Source organism: Limnohabitans lacus (genome assembly GCF_030053395.1).
Taxonomy (GTDB): domain Bacteria; phylum Pseudomonadota; class Gammaproteobacteria; order Burkholderiales; family Burkholderiaceae_C; genus Limnohabitans_A; species Limnohabitans_A lacus.
In genome coordinates, this window is record NZ_JASGBH010000011.1 from 25,377 (window position 1) to 49,736 (window position 24,360).

25 protein-coding genes are annotated in these 24,360 nt (G+C 58.7%); 19 read left to right on the plus strand and 6 right to left on the minus strand.

Annotation, left to right across the window (positions count from 1 at the left end; genetic code table 11):
- Window positions 1-17: 17 nt before the first annotated feature.
- The 10 genes from QLQ16_RS13880 (at window position 18) to QLQ16_RS13925 (ending at window position 9,621) form a co-directional block, all read left to right on the plus strand.
- A complete protein-coding gene (locus QLQ16_RS13880) occupies window positions 18-521 on the plus strand; it encodes an arsenate reductase ArsC (protein ID WP_283225261.1) in 504 nt (167 codons plus the stop codon).
- Window positions 518-1,183 carry an aquaporin gene (locus QLQ16_RS13885; protein WP_283225262.1) on the plus strand — a complete coding sequence of 222 codons (666 nt, stop codon included), beginning with the start codon at window positions 518-520 and terminating at the stop codon, window positions 1,181-1,183. The genes QLQ16_RS13880 and QLQ16_RS13885 overlap by 4 nt, the downstream gene beginning before the upstream one ends.
- A 2-nt stretch (window positions 1,184-1,185) precedes the next feature.
- Entirely contained in the window at window positions 1,186-1,902 is a 717-nt protein-coding gene (gene arsH, locus QLQ16_RS13890) for an arsenical resistance protein ArsH (protein ID WP_283225263.1), read from the plus strand.
- A 59-nt stretch (window positions 1,903-1,961) separates the two neighbouring features.
- A complete protein-coding gene (locus tag QLQ16_RS13895) occupies window positions 1,962-2,717 on the plus strand; it encodes a sulfite exporter TauE/SafE family protein (protein ID WP_283225264.1) in 756 nt (251 codons plus the stop codon).
- A 236-nt stretch (window positions 2,718-2,953) separates the two neighbouring features.
- The gene (locus QLQ16_RS13900) at window positions 2,954-4,012 is read left to right on the plus strand and encodes a porin (RefSeq protein WP_283225265.1); all 1,059 of its coding nucleotides are present in this window, start codon (window positions 2,954-2,956) and stop codon (window positions 4,010-4,012) included.
- A 203-nt stretch (window positions 4,013-4,215) separates the two neighbouring features.
- Window positions 4,216-5,058 carry a GNAT family N-acetyltransferase gene (locus tag QLQ16_RS13905; RefSeq protein ID WP_283225266.1) on the plus strand — a complete coding sequence of 281 codons (843 nt, stop codon included), beginning with the start codon at window positions 4,216-4,218 and terminating at the stop codon, window positions 5,056-5,058.
- Window positions 5,059-5,147: 89 nt separating this feature from the next.
- Entirely contained in the window at window positions 5,148-5,954 is an 807-nt protein-coding gene (locus tag QLQ16_RS13910) for a UDP-2,3-diacylglucosamine diphosphatase (protein ID WP_283225348.1), read from the plus strand.
- Entirely contained in the window at window positions 5,951-7,039 is a 1,089-nt protein-coding gene (locus tag QLQ16_RS13915) for a glycosyltransferase family 4 protein (RefSeq protein WP_283225267.1), read from the plus strand. Before QLQ16_RS13910 ends, QLQ16_RS13915 begins: the two co-directional genes overlap by 4 nt.
- Before the next feature lie 33 nt (window positions 7,040-7,072).
- Window positions 7,073-9,157 carry a polyphosphate kinase 1 gene (gene ppk1, locus QLQ16_RS13920; RefSeq protein ID WP_283225268.1) on the plus strand — a complete coding sequence of 695 codons (2,085 nt, stop codon included), beginning with the start codon at window positions 7,073-7,075 and terminating at the stop codon, window positions 9,155-9,157.
- 2 nt (window positions 9,158-9,159) lie between these two features.
- Complete coding sequence (locus tag QLQ16_RS13925; protein WP_283225269.1) at window positions 9,160-9,621, plus strand: SixA phosphatase family protein; 462 nt, start codon at window positions 9,160-9,162, stop codon at window positions 9,619-9,621.
- Window positions 9,622-9,671: 50 nt separating this feature from the next.
- On the opposite strand, the gene QLQ16_RS13930 is transcribed toward QLQ16_RS13925, so the two are convergent.
- The 5 genes from QLQ16_RS13930 to QLQ16_RS13950 all read right to left on the minus strand — a co-directional run bounded on the left by QLQ16_RS13930 (window position 9,672) and on the right by QLQ16_RS13950 (window position 14,773).
- The gene (locus tag QLQ16_RS13930; protein WP_283225270.1) at window positions 9,672-10,172 is read right to left on the minus strand and encodes a hypothetical protein; all 501 of its coding nucleotides are present in this window, start codon (window positions 10,170-10,172) and stop codon (window positions 9,672-9,674) included.
- 100 nt (window positions 10,173-10,272) lie between these two features.
- Window positions 10,273-11,769, minus strand: coding sequence for an exopolyphosphatase (gene ppx, locus QLQ16_RS13935; RefSeq protein WP_283225271.1), 1,497 nt, complete (start codon window positions 11,767-11,769; stop codon window positions 10,273-10,275).
- 87 nt (window positions 11,770-11,856) lie between these two features.
- The gene (locus tag QLQ16_RS13940) at window positions 11,857-12,672 is read right to left on the minus strand and encodes a CHAD domain-containing protein (RefSeq protein ID WP_283225272.1); all 816 of its coding nucleotides are present in this window, start codon (window positions 12,670-12,672) and stop codon (window positions 11,857-11,859) included.
- A 3-nt stretch (window positions 12,673-12,675) separates the two neighbouring features.
- Window positions 12,676-13,494, minus strand: coding sequence for a PPK2 family polyphosphate kinase (locus QLQ16_RS13945; protein WP_283225273.1), 819 nt, complete (start codon window positions 13,492-13,494; stop codon window positions 12,676-12,678).
- 13 nt (window positions 13,495-13,507) lie between these two features.
- Complete coding sequence (locus QLQ16_RS13950; RefSeq protein ID WP_283225274.1) at window positions 13,508-14,773, minus strand: MgtC/SapB family protein; 1,266 nt, start codon at window positions 14,771-14,773, stop codon at window positions 13,508-13,510.
- A 236-nt stretch (window positions 14,774-15,009) separates the two neighbouring features.
- On the opposite strand from QLQ16_RS13950, the gene pstS reads away from it, so the two are divergent.
- The 9 genes from pstS to QLQ16_RS13995 all read left to right on the plus strand — a co-directional run bounded on the left by pstS (window position 15,010) and on the right by QLQ16_RS13995 (window position 23,873).
- Window positions 15,010-16,026: a phosphate ABC transporter substrate-binding protein PstS gene (pstS, locus tag QLQ16_RS13955; RefSeq protein WP_283225275.1), complete on the plus strand. Its 1,017-nt coding sequence runs from the start codon at window positions 15,010-15,012 to the stop codon at window positions 16,024-16,026.
- A gap of 103 nt (window positions 16,027-16,129) precedes the next feature.
- Complete coding sequence (pstC, locus tag QLQ16_RS13960; RefSeq protein ID WP_283225276.1) at window positions 16,130-17,116, plus strand: phosphate ABC transporter permease subunit PstC; 987 nt, start codon at window positions 16,130-16,132, stop codon at window positions 17,114-17,116.
- A gap of 22 nt (window positions 17,117-17,138) precedes the next feature.
- Window positions 17,139-17,987 (plus strand): phosphate ABC transporter permease PstA, encoded by an 849-nt coding sequence (gene pstA / locus QLQ16_RS13965; protein WP_283225277.1) that lies wholly within the window; start codon window positions 17,139-17,141, stop codon window positions 17,985-17,987.
- A 25-nt stretch (window positions 17,988-18,012) separates the two neighbouring features.
- Window positions 18,013-18,792 carry a phosphate ABC transporter ATP-binding protein PstB gene (gene pstB, locus QLQ16_RS13970; RefSeq protein WP_283225278.1) on the plus strand — a complete coding sequence of 260 codons (780 nt, stop codon included), beginning with the start codon at window positions 18,013-18,015 and terminating at the stop codon, window positions 18,790-18,792.
- 13 nt (window positions 18,793-18,805) lie between these two features.
- Window positions 18,806-19,504 carry a phosphate signaling complex protein PhoU gene (gene phoU, locus QLQ16_RS13975; protein WP_283225279.1) on the plus strand — a complete coding sequence of 233 codons (699 nt, stop codon included), beginning with the start codon at window positions 18,806-18,808 and terminating at the stop codon, window positions 19,502-19,504.
- On the plus strand, window positions 19,501-20,196 hold the full coding sequence (gene phoB, locus QLQ16_RS13980; protein ID WP_283225280.1) for a phosphate regulon transcriptional regulator PhoB: 696 nt from the start codon (window positions 19,501-19,503) through the stop codon (window positions 20,194-20,196). The genes phoU and phoB overlap by 4 nt, the downstream gene beginning before the upstream one ends.
- A gap of 15 nt (window positions 20,197-20,211) precedes the next feature.
- A complete protein-coding gene (phoR, locus tag QLQ16_RS13985) occupies window positions 20,212-21,546 on the plus strand; it encodes a phosphate regulon sensor histidine kinase PhoR (RefSeq protein ID WP_283225281.1) in 1,335 nt (444 codons plus the stop codon).
- Between the two features lie 236 nt (window positions 21,547-21,782).
- On the plus strand, window positions 21,783-22,667 hold the full coding sequence (locus QLQ16_RS13990; RefSeq protein ID WP_283225282.1) for a sterol desaturase family protein: 885 nt from the start codon (window positions 21,783-21,785) through the stop codon (window positions 22,665-22,667).
- Between the two features lie 753 nt (window positions 22,668-23,420).
- Window positions 23,421-23,873 carry a MaoC family dehydratase gene (locus QLQ16_RS13995; protein ID WP_283225349.1) on the plus strand — a complete coding sequence of 151 codons (453 nt, stop codon included), beginning with the start codon at window positions 23,421-23,423 and terminating at the stop codon, window positions 23,871-23,873.
- Here the strand turns inward: QLQ16_RS13995 and trmL are convergent.
- Window positions 23,864-24,352: a tRNA (uridine(34)/cytosine(34)/5-carboxymethylaminomethyluridine(34)-2'-O)-methyltransferase TrmL gene (gene trmL, locus QLQ16_RS14000; protein WP_283225283.1), complete on the minus strand. Its 489-nt coding sequence runs from the start codon at window positions 24,350-24,352 to the stop codon at window positions 23,864-23,866. The genes QLQ16_RS13995 and trmL overlap by 10 nt on opposite strands.
- Window positions 24,353-24,360: the final 8 nt, after the last annotated feature.

A 24,360-nucleotide genomic window follows, 5' to 3' on the forward strand; every position in this document is an offset into this window, starting at 1 on the left:
CCGAGAAAGAATCTGCCGTGAGCGATCCCCAAACTTTGAACGTGCTTTTTTTGTGCACCCACAACTCTGCCCGCAGCATCTTGGCCGAGGCCATGCTCAACCACATGGGCCGTGGCCGCTTCAAGGCCTATTCGGCGGGCAGCAGCCCGCGTGAGAACCAAAGCCCCAACCCCCTGGCGCTGGCCACACTGCAAAAAGCAGGCGTCTCCATCGACGGCTTGAGCAGTAAGAGCTGGGATCACTTTGCCTTGCCCGATGCGCCGCAAATGGACCTGATCATCACGGTCTGCGACAACGCTGCCGGTGAAGTTTGCCCCATCTGGCCGGGCCATCCCGCCACCGCGCACTGGGGCTATGCAGACCCCTCAGAAAAGCAAGGCAGCGAAGCCGAAAAGCTCGAAGCCTTCATGCAAACCCTGCTGCAGATCAAGCGCCGCTTGGACATGTTCATCAACCTGCCCGCAGCCAGCTTGGACAAGATGGTGCTGCAAAACACGGCACGTGGCTTGGCCGCGTCATGAGGGCTGGGCGTTCATTTCTCGCCGAGTGCTTGGGCACAGCGGCCTTGCTCTGCGCGGTCATTGGTTCGGGCGTCATGGCCGAGAACCTGTCGGCCGGCAACACCGCGGTGGCTTTGATCGCCAACACGCTGGCCACGGTGTTTGCGCTGTATGTGTTGATCGAGGTCTTGGGCCCCGTCAGTGGTGCGCACTTCAATCCGGCGGTTTCTCTGGTGATGGCCTGGCGCCGTGAGCTGCCTGTCCAGCTGCTGCCGGGCTATGTGTTGGCCCAGTTGGCCGGTGCCGCCTTGGGGGCCTGGTTGGCGCACGCCATGTTTGGTCTGGACATCTTTCAGTGGTCGAGCAAGGTGCGCACGGGGGGCGGCCAATGGCTGGCCGAGGCGGTGGCCACGGCGGGCCTCTTGTTCGTGATCTTGCGTTCGCCTGCAGGCAAGGCCTCGGGCTTGGTGGCCTGCTACATCGGCGCTGCCTATTGGTTCACCGCCAGCACCTCCTTTGCCAATCCTGCGGCGGTTTTTGGTCGCATGATGAGCAATACTTTTGCGGGCATCCGGCCTGCCGATGCGCCCGAGTTCATCGTGGCTGAGCTGGTGGGGGCCGGCGTGGGCTTGGGGCTGCATGCCCTGCTGACATCGCGGTCTACAGAAGAACACAAGAATTGATCATGAGCACAGAATCGCTGCCACAAGTGGACAAGGCCAGCTGGCGCTTGCCAGAGCAAACTTTGCTGCGCCCCGCCACGGCATCCACGCACCCACCCAAAATACTGATGCTTTACGGCTCCTTGCGCGAGCGCTCGTACAGCAAGCTGTTGACGCTGGAGGCCGCACGCTTGCTTCAAGCCATGGGGGCCGAGGTCAAGGTCTTCGATCCGCTGGACCTGCCACAGCCCGATGCTTCGCCAGACAGCCATCCCAAGGTGCAAGAGCTGCGGGCTTTGGCTGCGTGGTCCGAAGGCATGGTCTGGTGTTCGCCTGAGCGCCACGGTGCGATGACGGGCATCATGAAAAGCCAAATCGATTGGATCCCTTTGTCGGTGGGCGCGGTGCGACCCACACAAGGCAAAACCTTGGCTGTGATGGAAGTCAGTGGCGGTTCTCAATCCTTCAATGCCGTCAACCAAATGCGCATCCTCGGGCGCTGGATGCGGATGCTGACCATCCCCAACCAAAGCTCTGTGGCCAAAGCATTTTTGGAGTTTGACGAGGCTGGTCGCATGAAGCCCTCGGCGTATTTCGATCGGGTGGTGGATGTGATGGAAGAGTTGATCAAGTTCACCCTGCTGACGCGTGATGTCGCACCCTACTTGGTGGACCGTTACAGCGAGCGCAAAGAATCCGCCGAAGCCTTGTCTCAAAGGGTCAACCAAGCCACGCTTTGAAGCAGGCGAGTCAGGCCCTGTTCACACGCCAGCTAAGATGCCCCATCTGAAAGCTTGCTGTGGACTTGCCCTTCAACACCGATCCCTTCTTCTACCTCGTGTCTGTGCCCGCCGTGCTTTTGCTGGGCATCAGCAAAAGTGGCTTCGGCGCAGGGCTGGGCTCTTTGGCCGTGCCCATGATGGCGCTGGCGGTTTCGGTGCCCCAGGCGGCGGCGATCTTGATGCCGGTGCTCTTGCTCATGGATGTGCTGGGCATGGCCGCCTACAAAAATGACGTGGATCGCCGGCTGCTGGCCTTCATGCTGCCCTTTGGCTTGCTGGGCATTGCGCTGGGCACGCTCTTGTTCAAAGCCATGAACCCGCATTGGGTTGCGGGCTTGGTGGGTGGTTTCACTTTGCTGTTTTTAGCGCAGCGCTTGCTGTTTCCGCCCCAGCCAGACAGTGCGCCGCCGCCACGCTGGTGGGGCGCCATTTTGTTGACCGTCTCGGGCTTTACCAGCTTCATCGCCCATGCAGGCGGGCCACCGGTCAATGCCTACGCGATCCCACTCAAACTCAAGCCCGTGGTCTTTGCCGGCACGATGGCTTACTTGTTTTTCTACATCAACATGGCCAAGTGGCTGCCCTATGCATGGTTGGGTTTGCTGGACCTGAACAACCTGGCGACCTCCTTGGTGTTGCTGCCTTTAGCGCCCATGGGGGTGTGGCTGGGCGTGCGCATTGCCCGGCGCATCCAGCCGTTGATGTTTTACCGCCTGGTGTACGTAGGCATGTTCCTCACCGGCACCAAGTTGCTGTGGGACGGGTTTCATTGAGCTGGATGGTCCAGGCGATCAAGCATCAAAATTTTTCTTTACTCAGTGAGTGTGAAAGCTGTGTGAAACAGGCCCGATTAACCCTAGAAACAACGGCCCGATTAATTCACAGAATTGTCACCTTTCATCGTTTCAATAGAGCCACTTCCAATCAGGAAGCTCGATTGAACCCACAGAAGTTTGCAAGACAAATTCTCACGTGTGTTCAGTTTTTGAAACAACTGGAAATACTCACCATGAAAAAAACTCTCCTGGCCTTGGCCGTTCTGGCCGCCACCACAGCACAAGCTCAAAGCTCCGTGACTTTGTACGGCATCGCTGACGTGGCCTACAACAAATCCGTCGTCACCAGCAGCGCCGGTGTCAAAACTGAGACCAACGATTTCATCACCAATGGCCTGTCTGCCAGCCGCGTAGGCTTCAAAGGCGACCGTGAAATCGCCCCCGGTTTGAAAGCCAATTTCGTGATGGAATTTGAGGTCGATCCCAGCACAGAAACACAAACCATCAAAACACGCACAGGCACTGTGGGCTTGAGCGGTGGTCTGGGTGGCGCAACGTTTGGTCGCCGCAACACATTGATCAAAGACATCGAATACACCTTTGACGTCAACATGGACCCCACCGCTGCAGGTTACTTGGGCAACTACGCCCGTGACTCCCGCCGCGATGACGTGGTGACCTACACCACACCCGTTTTCAACGGTTTCTCGGCGGATGTGCAAATTGGCTTGGGTTCCACCACCAAAGTAACCAATGCCGCTGGTGTTGTCGATGCCACCAACAACGGTAAAACGGGCGATTCGACGGCTTTTGGCTTGAACTACAGCAACGGACCTCTGGCTGTGAAGTTCGGTACCGAAACCGTCAAGAACACCGTCAAAGACATCAAAGTGGCGGGCTACACCGTGGCCAAAGCGACGGCTGTCGATGACTTCAAGAACGATGCTTTGGGCGCTTCCTACGACCTGGGCATGGCCAAGTTGTTCTTTGTGAACACCAAGTCCAAGCAAGGCACAGAAGCCACCAAAGTCACGTTTGACACCAACAACGTCGGTGTTCGCGTACCCGTGGGTGCTTTCACCTTCAACGCCAACATCAGCGAAGGCAAGGCCAAGCTGACCAACTCCGCCACCAAGGCCGACATGAGTGGTGTGCAGTTGAGCGTTTGGTACGCCCTGAACAAGGACACAACCCTGTATGGCATCTATGGCAACGAGAAAATCAAGCACCCGACTTTGACCACATCGCCTGAGCAAAAGAGCATGTTGTTCGGTCTGCGCTACACCTTCTGATCGAACAGATCTCCAAGGTGGAAAGGGCCCGTTGCAAGCGGGCCCTTTTTCATGGCGGGCTTGTCCTCTTGCTTGCCTGTCCTGAAAACCCAGTCTTTGATGCATGCGCGCCGATCAAGACGTCACGAAACTTTCATGCATCCGACTTTGGGTTGTCACGCACGCCTTGGATCATTGACGCACAGATCCAAAGGAGTGTTCTCATGAAAGAGTTGCCCAACCCCACCTTCGCACTGTCCCCCTTGAATTTGCCCAGGGGGTCACTTCATCCGGCGCAGTCGAACGCCGCTGTGGATTTCATGCCTCGCCGCGCCCAAAGCGCTATTGAGGTCAGTTGGGCAAAGCATCAAGACGAAGTCCGCGAAGCACAGCGTCTGAGGTTTGACATTTTTGGCACCGAGATGGGTGCCCGTTTGTCCACCAAGGTGCCCGGCCATGACATCGATTTGTTCGATGACTATTGCGAGCATTTGTTGGTGCGCGAAACCGAAACCGGTCAGGTGATTGGCACCTACCGCGTGTTGACGCCCGAGCAAGCCAAGCGCGCAGGCAGTACCTACAGCGATACCGAATTTGACCTGACCCGTCTGCGTGACATGCGCAGCCGCATGGTGGAGCTGGGCCGCAGCTGTGTGCATGCGGATCACCGCCAAGGCGGCGTGATCATGGCCCTGTGGGGTGCCTTGTTTGAATTCATGGAGCGCAATCGCCTGGATGTGATGATTGGCTGCGCCAGCATCCCGATGCTGCACAACGGCATCGTCACCGGCAACGCGGCGGCCAGCATTTGGCACCAATTGCGCGAGACCCACTTGGCGCCTATTCAGCACCATGTTCGCCCCCGTTTGCCACTGCCTGTGGACCAGCTGGAACACGATTTGTCGATTGCCCCCCCCGCGCTGATCAAAGGCTATTTGCGCTTGGGGGCCAAAATTTTGGGTGCACCCGCCTGGGACCCCGACTTCAACACGGCCGATCTGCCCATGCTGATGCAAACCGCAGACATTCCTGCGCGTTACCGCCGCCACTTTGCAGGGAATGCCTGATGCGTGTGCCCACCGCAGACCTGCAAACGACCATGTTGTTTGAGGCGTCACCGATCAAGGCACGCTCGACGGGGGATGCCCCTCAATCCATGGACGATGACGAGACGCCCGCAGGCCGAACCCGCTTGCGGGCGATTTTCATTTCGGACCTGCACATCGGCACACCGGGCTTCCAGGCCGATGCCTTGCTGGACTTCTTGAAGCACCACCCCAGCGACACCTTGTACCTGGTGGGGGACATCGTCGATGGCTGGCAGTTGCGCCGCCGTTGGTTTTGGCCGCAAAGTCACAACGATGTGGTGCAAAAGTTGCTCCGCCGTGCGCGCAAAGGCTGCCGCGTGATTTATGTGCCGGGCAACCACGACGAGTTCGCGCGCCACTTTGCGGGCCATGCCTTTGGCGGTATCGAGGTGGTTCACGACACGGTTCACACCACGGCCACGGGCCAAAATTTGTGGGTCATCCACGGCGACCATTTCGATGGCGTGATCCAGTGTGCCAAATGGCTCGCCTATGTGGGTGACTGCTTGTACGAGTTGACGCTCAAGCTCAACCGCCACCTGAACACCGGGCGCGCTCGCATGGGCTTGGGTTACTGGTCTTTGTCGGCTTACCTCAAATTGAAGGTGAAAAAAGCCGTCAACTTCATCAGCGACTTTGAAGTCGCGGTGGCGCAAGAGGCCAAGCGCCGTGGTTTCGACGGCGCGGTGTGTGGGCACATCCACCACGCCGAGATTCGCGACATCAACGGCATCTTGTATTGCAACGATGGCGATTGGGTCGAGAGCCGCAGCGCCTTGGTCGAGCACATGGATGGCCGTTTGGAGATCATCCATTGGGGCGAAGGCGCGGTCATGACGGTGCGCGAGATGAACGCTGTGGAGGCTTTGGTATGAAACTGGCACTGATCACCGATGCCTGGCATCCGCAAGTCAATGGCGTGGTCACCACGCTGCACGAGCTGGTGGCCGCTTTGGCTCCACTGGGTGTGCAGGTCGAGGTGATCCACCCCGGTCTTTTTGAAAACAAACCCTGCCCAGGCTACAAAGGCATTGATTTGGCGGTGCGCCCGGCCAAGCGTTTGACCGAGATGCTCGATGCCATGCAGCCCGATGCCATCCACTTGGCCACCGAAGGCCCGTTGGGCTGGGCGGGTCGCCGCTATGGCCTCAAGCGCCGCTTGGCATTCACCACAGCGTTTCACACCAAGTTCCCTGAAATCTTGCATGCCGCTTTGCGTGTGCCCCTGTCGTGGGGCTATGCCTTGTTCCGTCACTTTCACCGTCCTTCGTCGGGGGTGATGGTGCCCACCCAGGGCGTGCTGGACATGCTCAAAGGCCGAGGCTTTGAAAATCTCAAGCCTTGGACGCATGGCGTGGACCTGGGCTTGTTCGCGTACCACGACAAACCGCTGGACTTGCCTGCACTGGCGCATTTGCCCAGACCTTTGTCTTTGTTCGTGGGCCGTGTGTCTTACGAAAAAAACATCGAAGCCTTCTTGTCCATGAAGCTGCCGGGCACCCGTATCGTGTGCGGGGTGGGACCTTTGGAAGACAGTTTGCGCCAGCGCTTTCCCAGTGTGGTCTGGATGGGCGTTTTGCCTCGCCATGAATTGGCGCAGATATATGCCGCCAGTGATGTGTTTGTGTTCCCTTCGAAAAACGAGACCTTTGGCTTGGTCATGCTTGAAGCCATGGCTTGCGGCACGCCTGTGGCTGCCTACCCCGTCGATGGCCCCTTGCAGGTCTTGGGGGCAGACACAGTCGGCGTGATGGGGGGTGTTTTGCACGAAGACCTTCAGCAAGCCGTGACCCAAGCCCTGCGCATTCCGCGAGCCCAGGCGCGGCGACGGGCCATGCACTTTGACTGGCCTCAGACGGCGCAAAGCTTTGCTTCTCATCTGGTGGATGTGCGCCAGCGTACCGAGTGTGACGCGAACGCTTCACATAATGGTCATCAAATTGACTTGAATGGTTCTTAGGATCAGAACGCAACGAGACGAAAACCAAAAACCATGAGTTCTGAATCCTCCAAAAGTCACAGTGACAAAGCGCCATCGCACCTGTTGGACCGCGACTTGAGCATTCTGGCTTTCAATGAGCGGGTGCTCGATTGGGCGCACCGCCCAGATGTGCCCTTGCTGGAGCGCTTGCGCTATTTGTGCATCGTCTCGTCCAACCTCGACGAATTTTTCGAGGTCCGCGCCGAGCCCCACGTGATGGGCGCTTTGCAAGGCCTGCGCACCGGGCCCTACACACAAGACAGTTGGTCGGCCATCACCGAGCAGGCCAACGCCATGGTGGCTCGTCAGTACACGCTGTACAACGACGATTTGTTGCCCGCTTTGGAGCGCCAAGGCTTTCGCATCCTCTCGCACGGCGAACGCAACGCCGAGCAGCGCCGCTGGGTGCGCAGTTATTTCCAGCGCGAAGTCCAGCCCTTGCTGGTGCCGGTGGGGCTCGATCCCGCACACCCTTTTCCGCAGGTGGCCAACAAGTCTTTGAACTTCATTGTTCAGCTCTCAGGCAAAGACGCCTTTGGCCGCTCCAATGAAATCGCCATCGTCAAAGTGCCACGCGTTTTGCCGCGCTTGATCCCGCTGCCGGCCAAACTGTGTGGCGGCGCGACCTCGTTCGTGCTGCTGTCGAGCGTGATCCGTGCGCATCTGGCCGAATTGTTCCCGGGGCGTGGGGTGGGGCAGTTCTCCCAGTTCCGTGTGACGCGCCATTCCGACTTGGCGGTGGACGAGGACGACGTGGGCAACCTGCGCACCGCTTTGCGCCAGGGCCTGCAACACCGCAACTACGGCCAAGCCGTTCGCCTGGAGGTGTCTTCGGACTGCTCCTTGCGCTTGGCCGAGTATTTGCGCAAAGAATTTCAACTGCCCGAGTTGTCGGTGTTCCGTGTCAACGGGCCGGTGAACTTGGTGCGACTGATGCAGCTGATCGATCTGGCGCAAGCCCCTCATTTGCTGTTTCCGCCTTACAAGGCCAGCTATCCGCAGCAATTGCCTGCGCACGGCTCGATCCTGTCGCGCTTGCGCGAAGGTGATGTGCTGATCCATCAACCCTTTGAAAGCTTTGACGGCGTGCTGGCCTTTTTGCGCGAAGCGGTGTCCGACCCGAACGTGCTGGCCATCAAGCAAACCATCTACCGCACCGGCAGCGATCCGGCCATGATCGATCTGCTGCGCGAGGCGGTGCGTCAGGGCAAAGAGGTCACGGCGGTGGTCGAGCTCAAGGCCCGGTTTGACGAAGAGGCCAACATCAACTGGGCCGAGCAACTTGAATCGATCGGTGCGCAGGTGGTGTATGGCGTGGTGGGGCTCAAAACCCACGCCAAAATGCTGTTGGTCACGCGCCGCGAAGGCCGCAGCTTGCGCCGGTATGGTCACTTGTCCACGGGCAACTACAACCCTCGCACGGCCAGGCTTTACACCGACATCAGCTACCTGACGGCCGACCCCGCCATCACCCTGGACATGGACCAGTTGTTTGGTCACTTGGCCAGTCAAAGCAGTTTGCCCAAGATGAAGCGTTTGCTGGTGGCACCGTTCACGCTGCACACCGACATGCTCTCGCGCATCCGCGCCGCAGGCACAGCAGCGGCTGCAGGTCGGGGCGGTCGCATTGTTTTGAAGATGAATTCGCTGACCGATGTGCCCATGGTGGAAGCCCTGATGGCCGCAGGTCAGCAAGGTGCCCAGATCGACTTGGTCATCCGCGGGGCCTGCATATTGCCCGCCGGTGTGCCCGGCGTGAGCGAAAACATCCGGGTGCGCTCGGTCATTGGCCGCTTTTTGGAGCATTCGCGCGTGTTTTATTTCCGGGCCGGTGAGACCGAGTCTTTGTACCTGTCGAGTGCCGACTGGATGAGCCGCAACATGATGCGCCGTGTCGAGTTGGCTTGGCCCGTGGACGACCCGGCGCTGCGCCAGCGCATCATCGATGAATGCTTGCTGGCCTATTTACACGACAGCAAAGACGCTTGGGACTTGGCCCCCGATGGTCGTTATCACCGCGTAGGACTGCATGCAAAGGGTCACGGCGCACAAAACGCTTTGATGGCGCGTTACACCGCCGCACCTTCGCAGGCGTGAGCATGGACTTGATCTTGTGGCGACATGCGGAAGCCCACGATGCCGAACCGGGGCAAGACGATTTGCGAAGGGTCTTGACCCCCCGAGGTGAAAAACACGCCACGCGCATGGCGGTGTGGCTGGACCGCCAATTGCCCGAAGGCGTGCGCATTTTGACCAGCCCCGCGCTTCGGGCCGAGCAAACCGTGAAAGCCTTGGGCCGCAAATACAAAGTGCGCGATGCATTGTCACCCGGTGCGTCGGTGGACGACCTGCTGGAAGCGGCCGGTTGGCCCGACGCCAAGTGTCCCGTGGTCTTGGTGGGCCACCAGCCCACCTTGGGCGAGTTGGCGGCCAAGCTGCTCAAGATGGGGGAGGGCACTTGCCCCATCCGCAAAGGCGCTGTCTGGTGGTTGCGCAGCCGCCAGCGCGAGGACAGCGAGCAAACGGTGATCGTGTCGGTCACCACGCCTGAGCGGCTTTAGTGCCCTCAATGCCCTAAAGGCCCTAAAGGCCTTAAAGGCCTTAAAGCGTTTTAGACCTTGCTGGGGCGGCCTGTTTTCAGGGTGGGGACGGCCGCCAAAGCCTTCTTGAAACCGGCATCGGGCAAGGCAAAGATGGCTTGCAGGCCGGCGCGGATCAGTTCGCTTTTCTTGATGTCCACGCCCAAAGCCATGGCGCGTTTTTTCATGTCGGCGATTTGTGCGAACTCGGCTTTGGGAATGGTGAAGCTGTCGCGCACGACTTTGACTTTTTTCTCTTTGACGGCCTTGGCCTTGGGGGTTGCAGGCGCGTTCACCACAGGCTTGACGGGCTTGGTCACAGGCTTGGCGCTGACTGGGGCTTGGGTTTTGGCTGGCGCTGCCTTTTCAGGCGCTGCTTTGCGCACAGGTTTGACCACGGTCTTCGCTTTCAAGGGGTCTTTTTTGACCGTGGCGGTGCGTTTTTTGGCAGGCGCTTTGGCCACAGGCTGGCTGGCTTTGGCGGTGGTTCCGGCGCTGGAGGGTGCGATGCTTTTTGCTTGGGCTTTGCTCATGTGGGCTCCTGTTAAAAAACGATGCATACAGTTTATACCGTTCGTTTTTTAAAATCAACACAGCCCGCACGGACTAGACCCTTGGGTCTCTACCCTCAGATCAATTGAATTGAACTTTGAGTTCCCAGCCGGTTTTGAACCAGGCAATGGTTTCTTCGCGCAAGAGGTGTGCGGACTGCGGCCATTGCTCTGCCCAGGCCGTGCTCAGCTTGAGTTTGGCCACCTTGCGCGAGGTATCCACGTTCAACTCAAAAGCGCTGGTGTCCGGGTCCCGGCGGGCATGGCACAAGATGACCGCCATGCGCAAGGCCATCAGCTGCTGGACAAACAAGGGGTCTTGCAGGGGTTCGTCGAGTTTGCGCAACTTACCCCGGTGGCCCAGCACCAGCTGGCTCAGTCGGTGCAATTCGTCGATGGTGAAGCCCGGCAAGTCGGTGTTGTCCAAGATGTAGGCGCCGTGCTTGTGGTAATCACTGTGCGAGATGCGCATGCCCACTTCGTGCAGTTGCGCTGCCCAATGCAATTTGCGCAAATGCCTGGGGGCTTCTTCGTCGGCGGCTTTGCCCAGCATGGCCGACAGCAAGGTCTGCGCGGTGCGCGAGACGCGTTCGGCTTGCGTCAGGTCCGAGCCAAAACGGTGTGTGAGCCAGGACACCATCTGGGTGCGCACATCGTCGTGGGGGCTTTCACGGTCCAGCAGGTCGTACAAAGCGCCATGGCGCAAGGCGCCTTGGGCGGCATGCATTTCATCGATCTGCAGCAAATCGAAAACCGCCCGCAACACCGCCAGGCCACCGCCGATGACGGGACGGCGGTCTTCCTTGACACCTTCGAGCTTGAGGTACTCGGGCTTTTGTGCTTTGAGTAATTTGTCTTTGAGCCAGTCCAGCCCACTGCGGGTGATCAGGCCTTCGGGCCAGCCGGCCAAGGTGAGCACATCGGCCACCGCGCCCACCGTGCCCGATGAGCCATAGCAGGTGTCCCAGTTTTGACGCGGATATTGAATTTGGGCTTCGTCCAGCACCGCTTTGGCGGCAATTTCCGCGGCTTTGAAGGCCGAATGGGTCCAAACACCATCGGGGAAATATTTCATGGACCAGGCCACGCTGCCCACACGGTAAGACTCCAGGGTTTTGGCCTGGGCGTTTTTGCCCAAAATCAATTCGGTCGAACGCCCACCGATGTCCACCACCAAGCGACGCTCGGGCGATTGGGGCAAAAGGTGCGATACCCCCATGTAAATCAGGCGGGCTTCTTCACGGCCGGCGATGACCTCGATCGGGTAGCCCAAGATGCTTTTGGCTTTGGCCAAAAAGACCTCGCGATTGCGCGCTTCGCGCAGCGTCTGGGTGGCCACTGCGCGCACTTGACTGGGCTTGAAGCCTGCGATCCGTTCGGCAAACCGTGCCAGGCAGTCCCAGCCGCGTTGCATGGCTTCGTCGCTCAGGTTGCGCTCGGCATCCAGGCCATTGCCTTGGCGCACGGTTTCCTTGATGTACTCCATGCGCCGCAGATGCCCCGCCTCGAGTTGACCGATTTCCAGGCGAAAGCTGTTGGAGCCAAGGTCAATGGCGGCGAAAAGGGACTTGGTGAGCATGAGCGAGTCTGAGACAGGGGTGCCACAGATTATGTGACGGTTCTTTGAAGATTTGATGACGGTTGGAGGCGCTACGCATCGAGTGCCTCAAAGCGATGCACGCCATGCCTGCGTCAAGACCGGAAACTGACCGGACTGCTCGATCAAAGCCAGTGTGGCCCTTTGGTCTTGATCCTGGCCAAGCGTGCGCTGCGCTTGCCGCAAGCGCTTGAGCCGCCTGCGCAAGGTTTGGCCGAGTTTTTCTGGCACCAGCCCTTCGAGCACATAGCGCTCTTGTTTCATCAAGATGCGGCAAGCGTGTTGTGGCTCTGGCTTTGTAGCCTTGAGCCCATGCTTGATTTTTTGGTGCAGCTTGCGCAAGCGCTGCCCCGTCCAGACTTGCCAATCTTTTGGGCTGCAAGTCTTGGCGCAGTGGGCTTGTTGCAGCCACCTGCGCCAGGCCCGCCAGCCCGCCTGTGTTTCGGGTTGTTTCAGGGCTTGGTAGAGGTGGCGCCGCGTGGTTCGGCGTTGGCTTTGCAGTTGGCGAATCAATTGAGGCCATTCTTGGGGTGCGATGTCCGGATGCTTTTGTCGCCAAACCGGCAAGGTGCTGCCCAGGGCGACATCGAGATTTCGAAGCGCACCGCTGCACCGCCAGAGGTCTTGAAGCACAGCGCGATGTGCTTGTGGGGGTTTGGGCAACATGGGGCGGTAAAAGCAGCGCAAGCCTTTGAAGCGCCGCCAAGCCACGCGGGCTTGGTGCAAGGCTTCTGGGTGCGGAGCGTTTGTCCAAGCCTTGAGCCCATGCGCGGTGTCGCGCAGTGAGGTTTGCATCAACCGCAGCAGGCCTGCATGAGGATGGACCGGCCCACCGAAACCAGGTCCCGTGTTGTGCGAAGCCCCTTTTTTGGATCGCTTGTGCATGGCTCACTTCATTTTGAAGTCGCGCACGTCCAAGGTGGGCCTGGGCATGCACAAGGTCATGGACTGCAGGGTGTGCACCAACAGTTCGGCCACCATCAGGTCGCGGTAGGCCTTGGAATCGGCGGGAACGACGAACCAAGGCGATGTGTCGCTGCTGGTGGCTTGGATGGCCTGGGCATAGGCATGCATGTAGGCCCGCCAGTGCCTGCGGTCTTCAAAGTCCGAGGCCTGCACTTTCCAGTGTTTCAGCGGGTCGTCCAAGCGAGCTTGTAATCGTTTCTTTTGTTCGTCCTTGGAGATGTGCAAATAGCATTTGACGATGGCGATGCCGCTGTCACTCAGCAAGGACTCAAAGTGGCGGATGTGGTGCCATCTTTTTTCGCACTCGGCGTGCTTGATTTGCCCTTTGACCACGGGCACCAGCACATCCTCGTAATGGCTGCGGTTGAAGATCACCATCTCGCCCAAGGCGGGTGTTTTGCCATGGATGCGCCACAAAAAGTCGTGCCTTTGCTCCAGCGCCTGCGGCACGCCAAAGGCCTCGGCACGCACCCCCAAGGGGCTGATGTGTGCAAACACCGTGCGGATGCAGCCATCCTTGCCCGAGGTGTCCATGCCTTGCAAAACCAGCAGCAAGCCACGCGTCTTGCTGGCGTACAGCATGGCTTGCAAGCGGTTGAGCTCTTCGGCCAGCACGGTCATGCGTGCAGGCCACTGCAGCTTGTCTGTTTCTGAGGATGCTTTGGGCAAGGTGGGCAGGCGCGACAAGTCAAGGGCCTTGCCATCCGGGATGCGCCAGTCGGACCAGTTGATGGCATTCATGGGCATGGGATGTTCACAAAGCCAAGGCCGCGCTGGCCCAAGCGCCAAGCCAGACCGCCGCCATGACCAGCATGAGCCCGGGCAGGATCAAGATCGCAAACGAGCGCCCACCAGCACCGATGGCCACCGCCGACTTGCTCAGGGTGTTGGTGCTCACCGCCAGCAAGATGGCCATTTGGGCTTGTGACAGGGATGCTTGGCCTTTGTTCACCAGGCTGCTCATCGAGGCCACGCTGGCATGCGCGTCCACAAGGCCAGCCAACATGCTGGCGATCACCACGCCCAGCTCGCCGATCCAATGGTTCAAGGCCGCGGTCATGACCGTGACGCTCAGCACCGCCAGACTCAGGATCAAGGTGGTTTTGTGTTCAAAGGCATGGCCTTTGAGTTCCATGCCCTGTGTCTCCACATCGATCTGATGGCGCTGGAACAACCAGGTGGCATACAGGCCTGCTGCGCTGCAACCCAGGCCGATGGGCAGAGCCATCCAGGTCAAGCTGCCGGGCAGCAGCAGGGACACCAGCAAACCCAACTGGACCATGGTGGACACGGTGGACAGCACGGCACCCATCGCGGCGGCGGCCATCATCTGGGGCTGCTGCCTGGCCGCCTGGCCCATGGCCAAAATGGTGGCAGTGCTGGAGACGAAGCCGCCGGCAAAACCGGTCAGCGCCATGCCTGCGCGCAAGCCTAAAGTCCTTTTGGCCATGTAGCCCACGGCGCTGATGCTCATGACCGCCACCACAAAACGGGCCAGGTCGTGCGGGTTGACCGCCTGGTAGGGGCCGGTGTAACGGTCGGGGCTCAGTGGCAAGAGGATCAAGGCCGCCGCCAAGAAGACGATCACGTCCTTGAGTTCTTGGGCGGTGATGACCTGGTGCACAAAGCGGTGCATTTCCTCGCGGGCGGCCAGCATGGCGGCCAAGGCGATGCCCATGATGGCGGCCAACTCGGGCGAGGGCAGGGCAAGCGCCCCGAGCAGGCAAGTCAGCAAAATCGCCACCTCGGAGGTCAGGCCGGGGTCGTGTTGCCTGGACTGTTGGTAGGCGGTGACCGTCAAAGCCCCCAAGGCCAGCACGCTGGCACTGAGCAAAAAGGCCGCTTGCAGACTCTGTGCGGCAAAGCCCAGCAAGGCGGCACCACCAAAAGTGCGAATGCCCGCCGAACGCCTGTGGGGGCCAAAGCCTTTGTGCCGTTCACGTTCCGCGCCCACCAGCAGGCCGATGCCCATGGCGACAGACAGCGGGATCAAGGCCGCAGGATCGGCGAGTGTCAACATGGTGCTTGAAAAATGTAGAGAAAGTGATTCATGGGTTGGCTTTGACCCCCAGCACCTGCTGGACAACGGTCTGCCATCATCGCGGCCATGCCCAGGGAGCTCTGTGCGTTGAAACACAGCGGTTTTTTGTTTGACACATTCTTGTCACAATTGGGTTTTACAGTCGAACACATGTTTGAACAGGCGGTCAATGTCTGACCTTCTGACCCTTTGAAAACCCTGAACCAGGAGTTGACATGTTGAAAATGAAATCCGTGATCGCCGCCGTCGGCCTGAGCGTTTTGGCCGCCACCAGCTGGGCCGCCGACATCACTGGCGCTGGCGCCACCTTCCCCTATCCCATGTATGCCAAGTGGGCTGAAGCCTACAAAGCAGCCACTGGCGTGGGCCTGAACTACCAGTCCATCGGTTCTTCGGGTGGTTTGAAGCAAATCCGCGCCAAGACCGTGACTTTTGGCGCCTCTGACGCCCCAGTCTCGGGTGCTGACTTGGACAAAGACGGCATGGTGCAATTTCCAGCCATCATCGGCGGCACCGTCCCCGTGGTGAACCTGGAAGGTTTCAAGCCCGGTGAGTTGCGCATCAGCGGCCCCGTGTTGGCTGAGGTTTACATGGGCACCATCACCAAGTGGAACGATGCCAAACTGGCCGCTTTGAACCCCGGCAAAAAATTGCCTGACCAAGCCATCACCGTGGTGCACCGCGCTGACGGCTCTGGCACCACCTTCAACTTCACCGACTACCTGAGTGCCGTCAGCAAAGACTGGGCCGACAAAGTGGGCAAGGGCGCAGCGGTCAAGTGGCCTGCGAACTCCTCCGTCGGTGGCAAAGGTAACGAAGGCGTGGCCGCCAACGTGAACCGCGTCAAAGGCGCTGTGGGTTACGTCGAATACGCCTACGTCAAGAAAAACAACATGAACTTCTTGCAGTTGCTCAACGCTTCTGGCAAGTACGTCAGCCCCGATGACCTGACCTTTGCCGCAGCCGCTGCTGGCGCCGATTGGTTCAGCGTGCCCGGCATGGGTGTGTCCATGGTCAACGCCAAGGGCAATGACAGCTGGCCCATCAGCACTGCATCGTTCATCTTGATGTACAAAAAGCCGGCCGACAAAGCTTCTTCGGACGAAGTCTTGAAGTTCTTTGACTGGGCTTTCAAGAACGGCAAGAAAATGGCGGCAGATCTGGACTATGTCCCACTGCCAGATGCTTTGACCGCACAGATCCGCACCAAAGTCTGGTCCGAGATCAAGTGATGGTTTGAGCGAAGTCATCGAGGACTTCCTGGCCTCTCATCCGCAAGGGTGAGGGGTCTTTTTTAAAGATTGCAAGGATATGCAGTTGTCACAAGGAATGAATATGGGATCGATCGATCAGCCCAGCCAAGCGCCCGATCAAAACATGCTGGCGGTCGTCAAACGCCAACGTATTCAGGACTTCTTTTTTCACAAGGTCACCCTGAGCTTTTCGCTCTTGGTCTTGTTTGCCCTCTTGGGCATCATCATTTCCTTGCTGATCAATGCTTGGCCCTCATTGGCCAAGTTTGGTTTTCAGTTCATTTGGCGTGTCGAGTGGGACATCGTCAACGAAGAATTTGGTGCGGCCATTGCCATTTTTGGCACCTTGGTCAGCGCCCTGATTGCACTCTTGATCGCCGTGCCATTGTCTTTTGGCATTGCCCTGTTTTTGACCGAGACCTGCCCCACCGCCTTGCGCCGCCCCTTGGGCACGGCCATTGAATTGTTGGCGGCGGTGCCCTCCATCATTTACGGCATGTTCGGCCTGTTCATCTTCGCGCCCTTGTTTGCAGAATATGGTCAGCCCGCTTTGCAGTCGACCTTGGGCCAGATGCCCCTCATTGGCAGCTTGTTTGGTGGCGCCATGAATGGTGTGGGCATTTTGGCTGCAGGCATTGTGCTGGCCTTCATGATCGTGCCCTTCATTGCCGCGGTCATGCGCGATGTGTTCGAGATCGTGCCCCCCATCTTGCGCGAGTCGGCCTATGGCCTGGGGTGCACCACCTGGGAGGTGGTCCGCAGCATCGTCTTGCCCTACACACAAAAGGGCGTGATTGGCGGCGTCATGTTGGGCCTGGGGCGTGCGCTGGGTGAGACCATGGCGGTCACTTTTGTCATTGGCAACTCGCAGCGTTTGAGTGCCTCGCTGTTTTCGCCCGGCACCACCATCGCTTCGACTTTGGCCAACGAGTTTGGCGAAGCGGCCGACTTTCACTTGTCCACCTTGTTTGCATTGGGCTTCTTGCTGTTCGTGATCACTTTCATCGTCTTGAGCCTGGCCAAGATCATGTTGATCCGCGCAGAAAATGCCAAGGGCTCCAAAACTTGATGCCCCGCACCGGAGAAATACGATGGATTTGAAAATTTACAAACGCAGACAGTTGGCCAACCGCATTGGCTTGACCTTGTCCATGTCGGCGATGGGCTTGGGTCTGTTCGTCTTGCTGTGGATCTTGTTCGTGCTGCTGTCCAACGGCTTGGCCGCCCTTGACTGGGCGATGTTCACCCAATCGACCCCAGCCCCTGGTTCTGAAGGCGGTGGCTTAGCCAATGCCATTGTGGGCAGCTTGATGATGGTTTTGGTGACGGCTTTTGTGAGCACGCCCATCGGCATTTTTGCGGGCGTGTACCTGGCCGAATACGGTGATCAAAGCAAAACGGCCGAACTGACCCGCTTTGTCACCGACATCATGCTGTCGGCGCCTTCCATCGTGCTGGGTTTGTTTGTGTATGCGGTGCTGGTGGCGCAGGTGCAGCACTTCTCGGGTTGGGCAGGTTCTTTGGCGCTGTCTTTGATCGCGGTGCCTGTGGTTGTGCGCACCACCGAAAACATGCTGCGCTTGGTGCCTGGCAGCTTGCGCGAAGCGGCTTTTGCCTTGGGCGCGCCCCGCTGGAAAGTGGCCACCTTCATCACCTTGCGTGCGGCCAAATCGGGCGTGATGACCGGCTTGCTGCTGGCGCTGGCCCGCATCAGCGGGGAGACAGCGCCCTTGCTGTTCACCGCTCTGAACAACCAGTTCTTCTCGACCAACATGAACGCCCCCATGGCGAACTTGCCGGTGGTGATCTTCCAGTTCGCCATGAGCCCTTACGACAACTGGGTGCGACTGGCTTGGGGTGGAGCCCTCTTGATCACCTTGACCGTGCTGATCCTGAACATCTTGGCGCGCGTGTTTTTCCGCGAAAAAGCCCAAGGCTAAATTTTTTGAATGGATGGAATTTCCAATGCCTACAACGCAAAACCTGCCATTGAAAAACGCGATCGAAATTCGCAACCTGAATTTCTTTTACGGCACTTTTAAAGGTCTGAAGAACGTCAACCTCGACATCGCCGAAAACAAGGTCACCGCCTTCATTGGCCCATCGGGCTGCGGCAAGTCCACACTGCTGCGCACGCTCAACCGCATGTACAGCCTGTATCCCGGGCAGCGCGCTGAGGGCGAGATCAACTTTTATGGCCAGAACATCCTGGACAGCAAGCAAGACCTGAACTTGCTGCGCGCCCGTGTGGGCATGGTTTTCCAAAAGCCCACGCCTTTCCCGATGTCGATTTACGACAACATCGCATTTGGCATCCGCTTGTACGAGAACCTGAGCCGCTCCGAGATGGACGAGCGCGTGGAATGGGCCCTGAGCAAAGCGGCGATCTGGAACGAAGTCAAAGACAAACTGGGCCAAAGCGGCCTGTCATTGTCCGGTGGTCAGCAGCAGCGTTTGTGCATCGCACGCACGGTGGCGGTCAAGCCCAAAGTCATTTTGCTGGACGAGCCCACTTCGGCACTCGATCCGATTTCGACCGCCAAAGTCGAAGAATTGGTGACCGAGTTGAAGAAAGACCACACCGTGGCCATCGTCACCCACAACATGCAGCAAGCTGCGCGTGTGTCGGACTTCACGGCCTACATGTACCTGGGCGAGTTGGTCGAGTTTGGTCAAACCGAGCAGATCTTCATGAAGCCCGCCCGCCAGGAAACCGAAGACTACATCACAGGCCGTTTCGGCTGATCAGGAGCACACCATGGACAAACACATTTCAAGCCAATTCGATGCCGACCTGACCAACGTGTCTTCACGCGTTTTGGAGCTGGGCGGTTTGGTCGAGTCGCAAACCCGCCATGCGGTCTATGCCCTGGCCCAATTCAGTGCCGAAGTCGCTGACCAGGTGATTGCTGCTGAAAAGCAAGTCAACACCATGGAAGTCGAGATCGATGCTGAGCTGGCATCGATCATCGCCCGCCGCCAGCCCACGGCCCGCGATTTGCGATTGCTGATGGCGATCTCCAAGATCACCGGCAACCTCGAACGCGTGGGCGACGAGGCCGATCGCATTGCCCGCATGGTCAAACAAATCCTGCAACAGGGCAGCCCCCGCAATTTGCCATCGTCTGAATTGCGCATCGCTTCTGACCTGGCCTCGGGTTTGCTGCGCAAGTCTTTGGACGCCTTTGCCCGTCTGGATGTGAACACCGCCTTGGTGATTTTGAAAGAAGACGATTTGATCGATGCCGAGTTCAACGGGTTCGTGCGCAAATTGGTCACCTACATGATGGAAGACCCCCGCACGATTTCGGCCAGCTTGGACTTGCTCTTCGTGGCCAAAGCCATTGAGCGCATTGGTGACCACGCCAAGAACATCGCCGAATTTGTGATCTATGTGGTCAAGGGGGCCGATGTGCGCCACACCGCTTTGTCTGACATTGAGCAAGCCGTCAAATGAGAAGCCTGCCTCGGATTCTGATTGTCGAAGACGAGTCGGCTATCGCCGAACTCATCTCGGTCAACCTGCGCCACAACGGGTTTCAGCCCGTGTGGGCGATGGATGCCGAGTCTGCGCAACGTGAACTCGATGAAATCTTGCCCGATGTGATCTTGCTGGACTGGATGCTGCCCGGTGAAAGCGGTTTGGCGCTGGCACGGCGCTGGCGCTCTGCTGCGCGGACCAAGGCTGTGCCCATCTTGATGCTGACGGCTCGAGGCGATGAAGCCGACCGCGTGGCGGGTCTCGATGCCGGCGCCGACGATTACATCGTCAAACCGTTTTCGCCCCGTGAGTTGTTGGCCCGCATCCGTGCGGTCTTGCGCCGTCGTGTGCCGGAGTCTGCGGGCGGTTTGGTGAAAATTGCCGAGCTGCAACTCGATGCCGACACCTACCGCGTCAGCTGGCAAGACAAGCCTTTGAAGGTGGGCCCCACCGAGTTCAAGCTTTTGCAGTATTTGATGCGTCACCCTGAGCGCGTGCACACACGCGGCATGTTGCTGGACAAAATTTGGGGTGACCATGTCTACATCGAAGAGCGCACGGTGGATGTCCATGTCAAGCGCCTGCGCGAGTCCTTGGGCGAAGCGGGCACCATGATCGAGACGGTACGCGGTGCCGGCTACCGTTTGACCGGATCGCCTGCGCCCTGACGGACAATCGACGGCATGTTTTCTTCGATTTTCGTGTTCCTTTTCTCGACCGCCTCGATGGCGCTGTTGGGTTGGTGGTTGGCAGGACCGATGCTGGCTCTTGCATTGGCCTTGGCTTGCGCCCTGTGGGCCGCATTGGCCATGCTCTGGAAAATCCACCGTCTGGAGCGCTGGATCTCGGGTTCAGACCTGATGCGCGATGTGCCCTGGAAGGGTGTGTGGCTGGAGACCGCCCAGCGCATGCAACGGTTGCTCAAACAGCGTGACAAGCTGGCCAAGGACCATGAAAAACGCCTGAACGATTTTTTGTCGGCGATCCAGGCTTCACCCAATGGTGTGACCTTGCTCGATGAGCAAGGCCGCATCGAATGGTTCAACGACACCGCAGCCACGCACTTGGGTTTGGACATTGTCCGAGACCGCATGCAGCATGTGGTGCACTTGGTGCGTGATCCTGTTTTTTCACGTTATTTTGCGCAAGCAGAACACCACAGCGATGTGGTCATCGATGGCCGGTCTTTGACGGTGGCACAAAACACCAAGCTGTCGGTGCAGTTGCATTCGTATGACGAGGGCCGTCAATTGCTGCTGACCCGCGACATCACTTTGATGACCATGGCCGATGCCATGCGCCGTGATTTCGTGGCCAACGTCTCTCACGAAATCAGAACCCCATTGACAGTGCTCAGTGGCTTTGTGGAAACTTTGCAGATGATCCCGCTGGCGGAGTCAGAGCGCAAGGAATACCTGGACTTGATGGCCGTGCAAGCCGGCCGCATGCAAAGTCTGGTGGCCGACTTGTTGACCCTGTCGCAGTTGGAAGGCAGCCTCCCGCCGGGCACGTCCGAAAAAGTGTCCGTCAAAGACCTGATGGCGCAGGTGGCCTCTGATGCGGCGGCACTGTCAGCGGTGCTGGGCGACAAAGACCCCGAGCAAAGGCATGTGGTGCACGACATCGTGTTTGAGCCGGCACCCGAATGGGCCATCTTGGGGGGGCGCTCAGAGTTGCACAGTGCAATCTCCAACTTGGTCAGCAATGCCATTCGCTACACACCTGCGGGCGGGCGGGTCCATGTGTCGTGGTCGCGCGACCCAGAACATGTGATCTTGTCGGTGAAAGACTCGGGGCCAGGCATTGCGCCCGAACACTTGCCCCGCTTGTCCGAGCGCTTTTACCGCGTCGATCGCAGCCGTTCCCGCGAGACCGGTGGCACGGGACTGGGCTTGGCCATCACCAAACACGTGGCGCAACGCCATGGGGGCGAGCTGCGCGTCGAAAGTCAACTGGGCAAAGGCTCCAACTTCATGTTGGTGTTGCCCATCAGCCGCGTGGAGCCCCTCTCGGATTGATGGGTGTCCCGCTCCGGTGATGCGTTAGTTCTACGGGACTTCACGAGGCTTGGTCTATCAGCCACTGTGCCAGTGCTCATGGTTTCATGGCCTGCCTTCGCTTATTCGGGGCAGTCTCGCATTTGTCAGTCACGCGGGGATTACCCCCATAGCCCGGTGGCATGGGTTTGGGTATCTTTCTTGAATCTGGAAATCAAAACTATAGGTTTCGAGAAACAATTAATAGGAGATCCCCGATGAATGCCGCGCAGTTTCAAAATGCGATGATCGTTTGCATGATCGTCGGCTTTGCCGTGATGGAGTGGGCCACCCGGCGCTACAAAACCAATGTCCACGCCACCAGCAACGACACCAAGCTGGAATTGCTGATGTTCCTCAGTTTGCTGGCCGTCACCCAGCCCTTGGCCATTTTGGCCACCTCCAAACTGGGCGCCGCATTTTTCCCGGACGCCAAAGGCATGCTGGCCGACTTGCCCTGGTGGGGCATGGTGGGTGTGCTCTTGTTGGCCGATGACATGACCCAGTATTGGTGGCACCGTCTGTCGCACTCGCCTCTGCTGTGGCCCTTGCACCGTGCTCACCATTCGGCCGAATACATGAGCATCCGGGTGACCTTCCGCAACAATTTCTTTTATTACCTGATGATGCCGGGCCTGTGGTTTGGCGGCGCTTTGTTGTACTTGGGTTTTGGCGGCATGGTTTACGCCTCTTACATCATCGTCAAGCTCTTTGTCATTTTGGGCGCCCACTGCGCTTGGCGCTGGGACGAACCGCTGTACCGCATTCGCGCTTTGCATCCCCTCATGTGGGTGCTGGAACGCACCATCTCGACCCCAGCCACGCACTGGGCGCACCACGCCATCACCAACCAAGACGGTGTGGGCCACTACAAAGGCAACTTTGGCAACTTGCTCTTCTTTTGGGACATCCTGTTTGGCAGCGCACATATCACGCGCCAATACCCGGCCAAGGTGGGTCTGATCGATGACAAGCTGTTTGGCCAGGAGCGCTGGTACCACCAGATGTTTTTCCCCGTGCTGCAGTCGCGCCGTGAACATTCGGCCCTGAAATTTGGCGGCACGATTTACGCCGAGCCTGAAGAGGCGACCAAAGCCTCCTGAAGTGTTAAGGTGCTCTGGTGCCCTTCGGTGCGGCACAGAGCAGGCCTTGCGGTGAATGACGCCCAAGGTGTTGTCCTGCTCATCAATTGGAGGTGAGCCATGGACGACAAAATGACAGCGTTTTTAGAGCGCATTGGGCAACTGGAGGCGCAGCTGGAGGCTGAGTTTCAGCGCAAGCGCCAGGCGCTGGAGGCTGATTTTGAAGCGCGCAAGGTCCGCTTTGAGGTCGAGGTGTTGGCGCAGCAAAGGCGCTTCAAAGAAGGTGTTCTGCGCTATGTGTGGACCGCCGACTGGCGGCACCTGCTGACGGTGCCTTTCATCTACCCCGTGATCTTGCCCATGCTGCTGCTCGACGTGTTTGTGACGCTGTACCAGTGGCTGTGTTTTCCGCTGTACCGCATGCCGCGCGTCAAGCGTTCGGACTATTTTGTGTTTGACCGCACCCACCTGGCTTATTTGAATGTGGTCGAGAAAATCAACTGCGCCTATTGCTCGTACGGCAATGGTTTGATCGCCTATGCCCGCGAGGTCGTAGGCCTGACGGAAAAGTTCTGGTGCCCCATCAAGCATGCGCGGCGGGTTTTGCAGGCGCACCCGCATTACAGCGGCTTTGTGGACTATGGCGATGCACAAAACTACCGCGACCAGCTCAACCAGTTGCGCCAGCAGTTGCAGCAGATTCAACCGGCATCCACAGCCGCGCTGTCGCAGTCTGGACAGCTTGATGCGGGCGGCCTGACTAAAGTGGACGGCATGAAAAACTTTCAAACTTTGGCCGATCTGGCCGCATGCGTCGGCCAGGACGTGGCCACTACCGAGTGGGTGCAGATCACCCAGGAACAGGTCAACCAGTTCGCTGAAGCCACGGGGGACCACCAGTGGATCCACGTCGATGTGGAGCGCGCCAAGAAGGGCCCGTTTGGTGGACCGATTGCACACGGTTTTTTGACCTTGTCTTTGCTGCCCCAGTTTTTTGACAAGACCGTCAATGTGGTCGAGAAAAGCATGGGCGTGAACTATGGCTTGAACAAGGTGCGCTTCATGGCGCCGGTGCTGGTGGGCAGCCGTTTGCGCGGCCATTTGCACCTGCATTCGGCCACGCCCATCGAAGGCGGCTTGCAGATCCAGTGGAATGTGACGGTAGAGCGCGAGGGCAGTGACAAGCCCGTGTGCGTGGCCGAGTCGCTGGCGCGAATTTACGCTTGAAGCGCGTCTGCGCTGGCGCCGCCAAAACCGTTTTGGCGCCAAGCTTCAAACACGGTGACCGCCACCGCGTTGGACAGGTTCAGGCTGCGCTGGCCTTCGCGCATCGGCAGCTTGATCCGTTGTGCGGGCGCAAAGGTCTCGCGCAGCTCGGGTGAGAGGCCGCGCGTTTCGGCGCCAAACACCAACCAGTCGCCCGGCTGAAAAGCCACGGTGTGCGCCACGCGGCTGCCCTTGGTGGTCAGCGCAAACATGCGCTCAGAGGCCGGCTTTTCTTGCGCCAGAAAAGTGTCCCAGTTTTCGTGGCGGCGCAAAGCGGCGTACTCGTGGTAATCCAGACCTGCGCGGCGCATGTGCTTGTCGTCCATCGAAAAACCCAAGGGTTCGATCAAATGCAAGGTGCAGCCGGTGTTGGCAGCCAAGCGGATGACGTTGCCCGTGTTGGGCGGGATCTCGGGTTCGACCAGGACGATATGAAACATGGCCGGTA

Coding starts and splice junctions, on each gene's coding strand:
- QLQ16_RS13885 (WP_283225262.1), top strand. CDS start 518: ATGAGGGCTGGGCGTTCATTTCTCGCCGAGTGCTTGGGCACAGCGGCC.
- arsH (WP_283225263.1), top strand. CDS start 1,186: ATGAGCACAGAATCGCTGCCACAAGTGGACAAGGCCAGCTGGCGCTTG.
- QLQ16_RS13900 (WP_283225265.1), top strand. CDS start 2,954: ATGAAAAAAACTCTCCTGGCCTTGGCCGTTCTGGCCGCCACCACAGCA.
- QLQ16_RS13905 (WP_283225266.1), top strand. CDS start 4,216: ATGAAAGAGTTGCCCAACCCCACCTTCGCACTGTCCCCCTTGAATTTG.
- QLQ16_RS13910 (WP_283225348.1), top strand. CDS start 5,148: ATGGACGATGACGAGACGCCCGCAGGCCGAACCCGCTTGCGGGCGATT.
- QLQ16_RS13915 (WP_283225267.1), top strand. CDS start 5,951: ATGAAACTGGCACTGATCACCGATGCCTGGCATCCGCAAGTCAATGGC.
- ppk1 (WP_283225268.1), top strand. CDS start 7,073: ATGAGTTCTGAATCCTCCAAAAGTCACAGTGACAAAGCGCCATCGCAC.
- QLQ16_RS13925 (WP_283225269.1), top strand. CDS start 9,160: ATGGACTTGATCTTGTGGCGACATGCGGAAGCCCACGATGCCGAACCG.
- QLQ16_RS13930 (WP_283225270.1), bottom strand. CDS start 10,172: ATGAGCAAAGCCCAAGCAAAAAGCATCGCACCCTCCAGCGCCGGAACC.
- ppx (WP_283225271.1), bottom strand. CDS start 11,769: ATGCTCACCAAGTCCCTTTTCGCCGCCATTGACCTTGGCTCCAACAGC.
- QLQ16_RS13940 (WP_283225272.1), bottom strand. CDS start 12,672: ATGCACAAGCGATCCAAAAAAGGGGCTTCGCACAACACGGGACCTGGT.
- QLQ16_RS13945 (WP_283225273.1), bottom strand. CDS start 13,494: ATGAATGCCATCAACTGGTCCGACTGGCGCATCCCGGATGGCAAGGCC.
- QLQ16_RS13950 (WP_283225274.1), bottom strand. CDS start 14,773: ATGTTGACACTCGCCGATCCTGCGGCCTTGATCCCGCTGTCTGTCGCC.
- pstS (WP_283225275.1), top strand. CDS start 15,010: ATGTTGAAAATGAAATCCGTGATCGCCGCCGTCGGCCTGAGCGTTTTG.
- pstC (WP_283225276.1), top strand. CDS start 16,130: ATGGGATCGATCGATCAGCCCAGCCAAGCGCCCGATCAAAACATGCTG.
- pstA (WP_283225277.1), top strand. CDS start 17,139: ATGGATTTGAAAATTTACAAACGCAGACAGTTGGCCAACCGCATTGGC.
- pstB (WP_283225278.1), top strand. CDS start 18,013: ATGCCTACAACGCAAAACCTGCCATTGAAAAACGCGATCGAAATTCGC.
- phoU (WP_283225279.1), top strand. CDS start 18,806: ATGGACAAACACATTTCAAGCCAATTCGATGCCGACCTGACCAACGTG.
- phoB (WP_283225280.1), top strand. CDS start 19,501: ATGAGAAGCCTGCCTCGGATTCTGATTGTCGAAGACGAGTCGGCTATC.
- phoR (WP_283225281.1), top strand. CDS start 20,212: ATGTTTTCTTCGATTTTCGTGTTCCTTTTCTCGACCGCCTCGATGGCG.
- QLQ16_RS13990 (WP_283225282.1), top strand. CDS start 21,783: ATGAATGCCGCGCAGTTTCAAAATGCGATGATCGTTTGCATGATCGTC.
- QLQ16_RS13995 (WP_283225349.1), top strand. CDS start 23,421: ATGAAAAACTTTCAAACTTTGGCCGATCTGGCCGCATGCGTCGGCCAG.
- trmL (WP_283225283.1), bottom strand. CDS start 24,352: ATGTTTCATATCGTCCTGGTCGAACCCGAGATCCCGCCCAACACGGGC.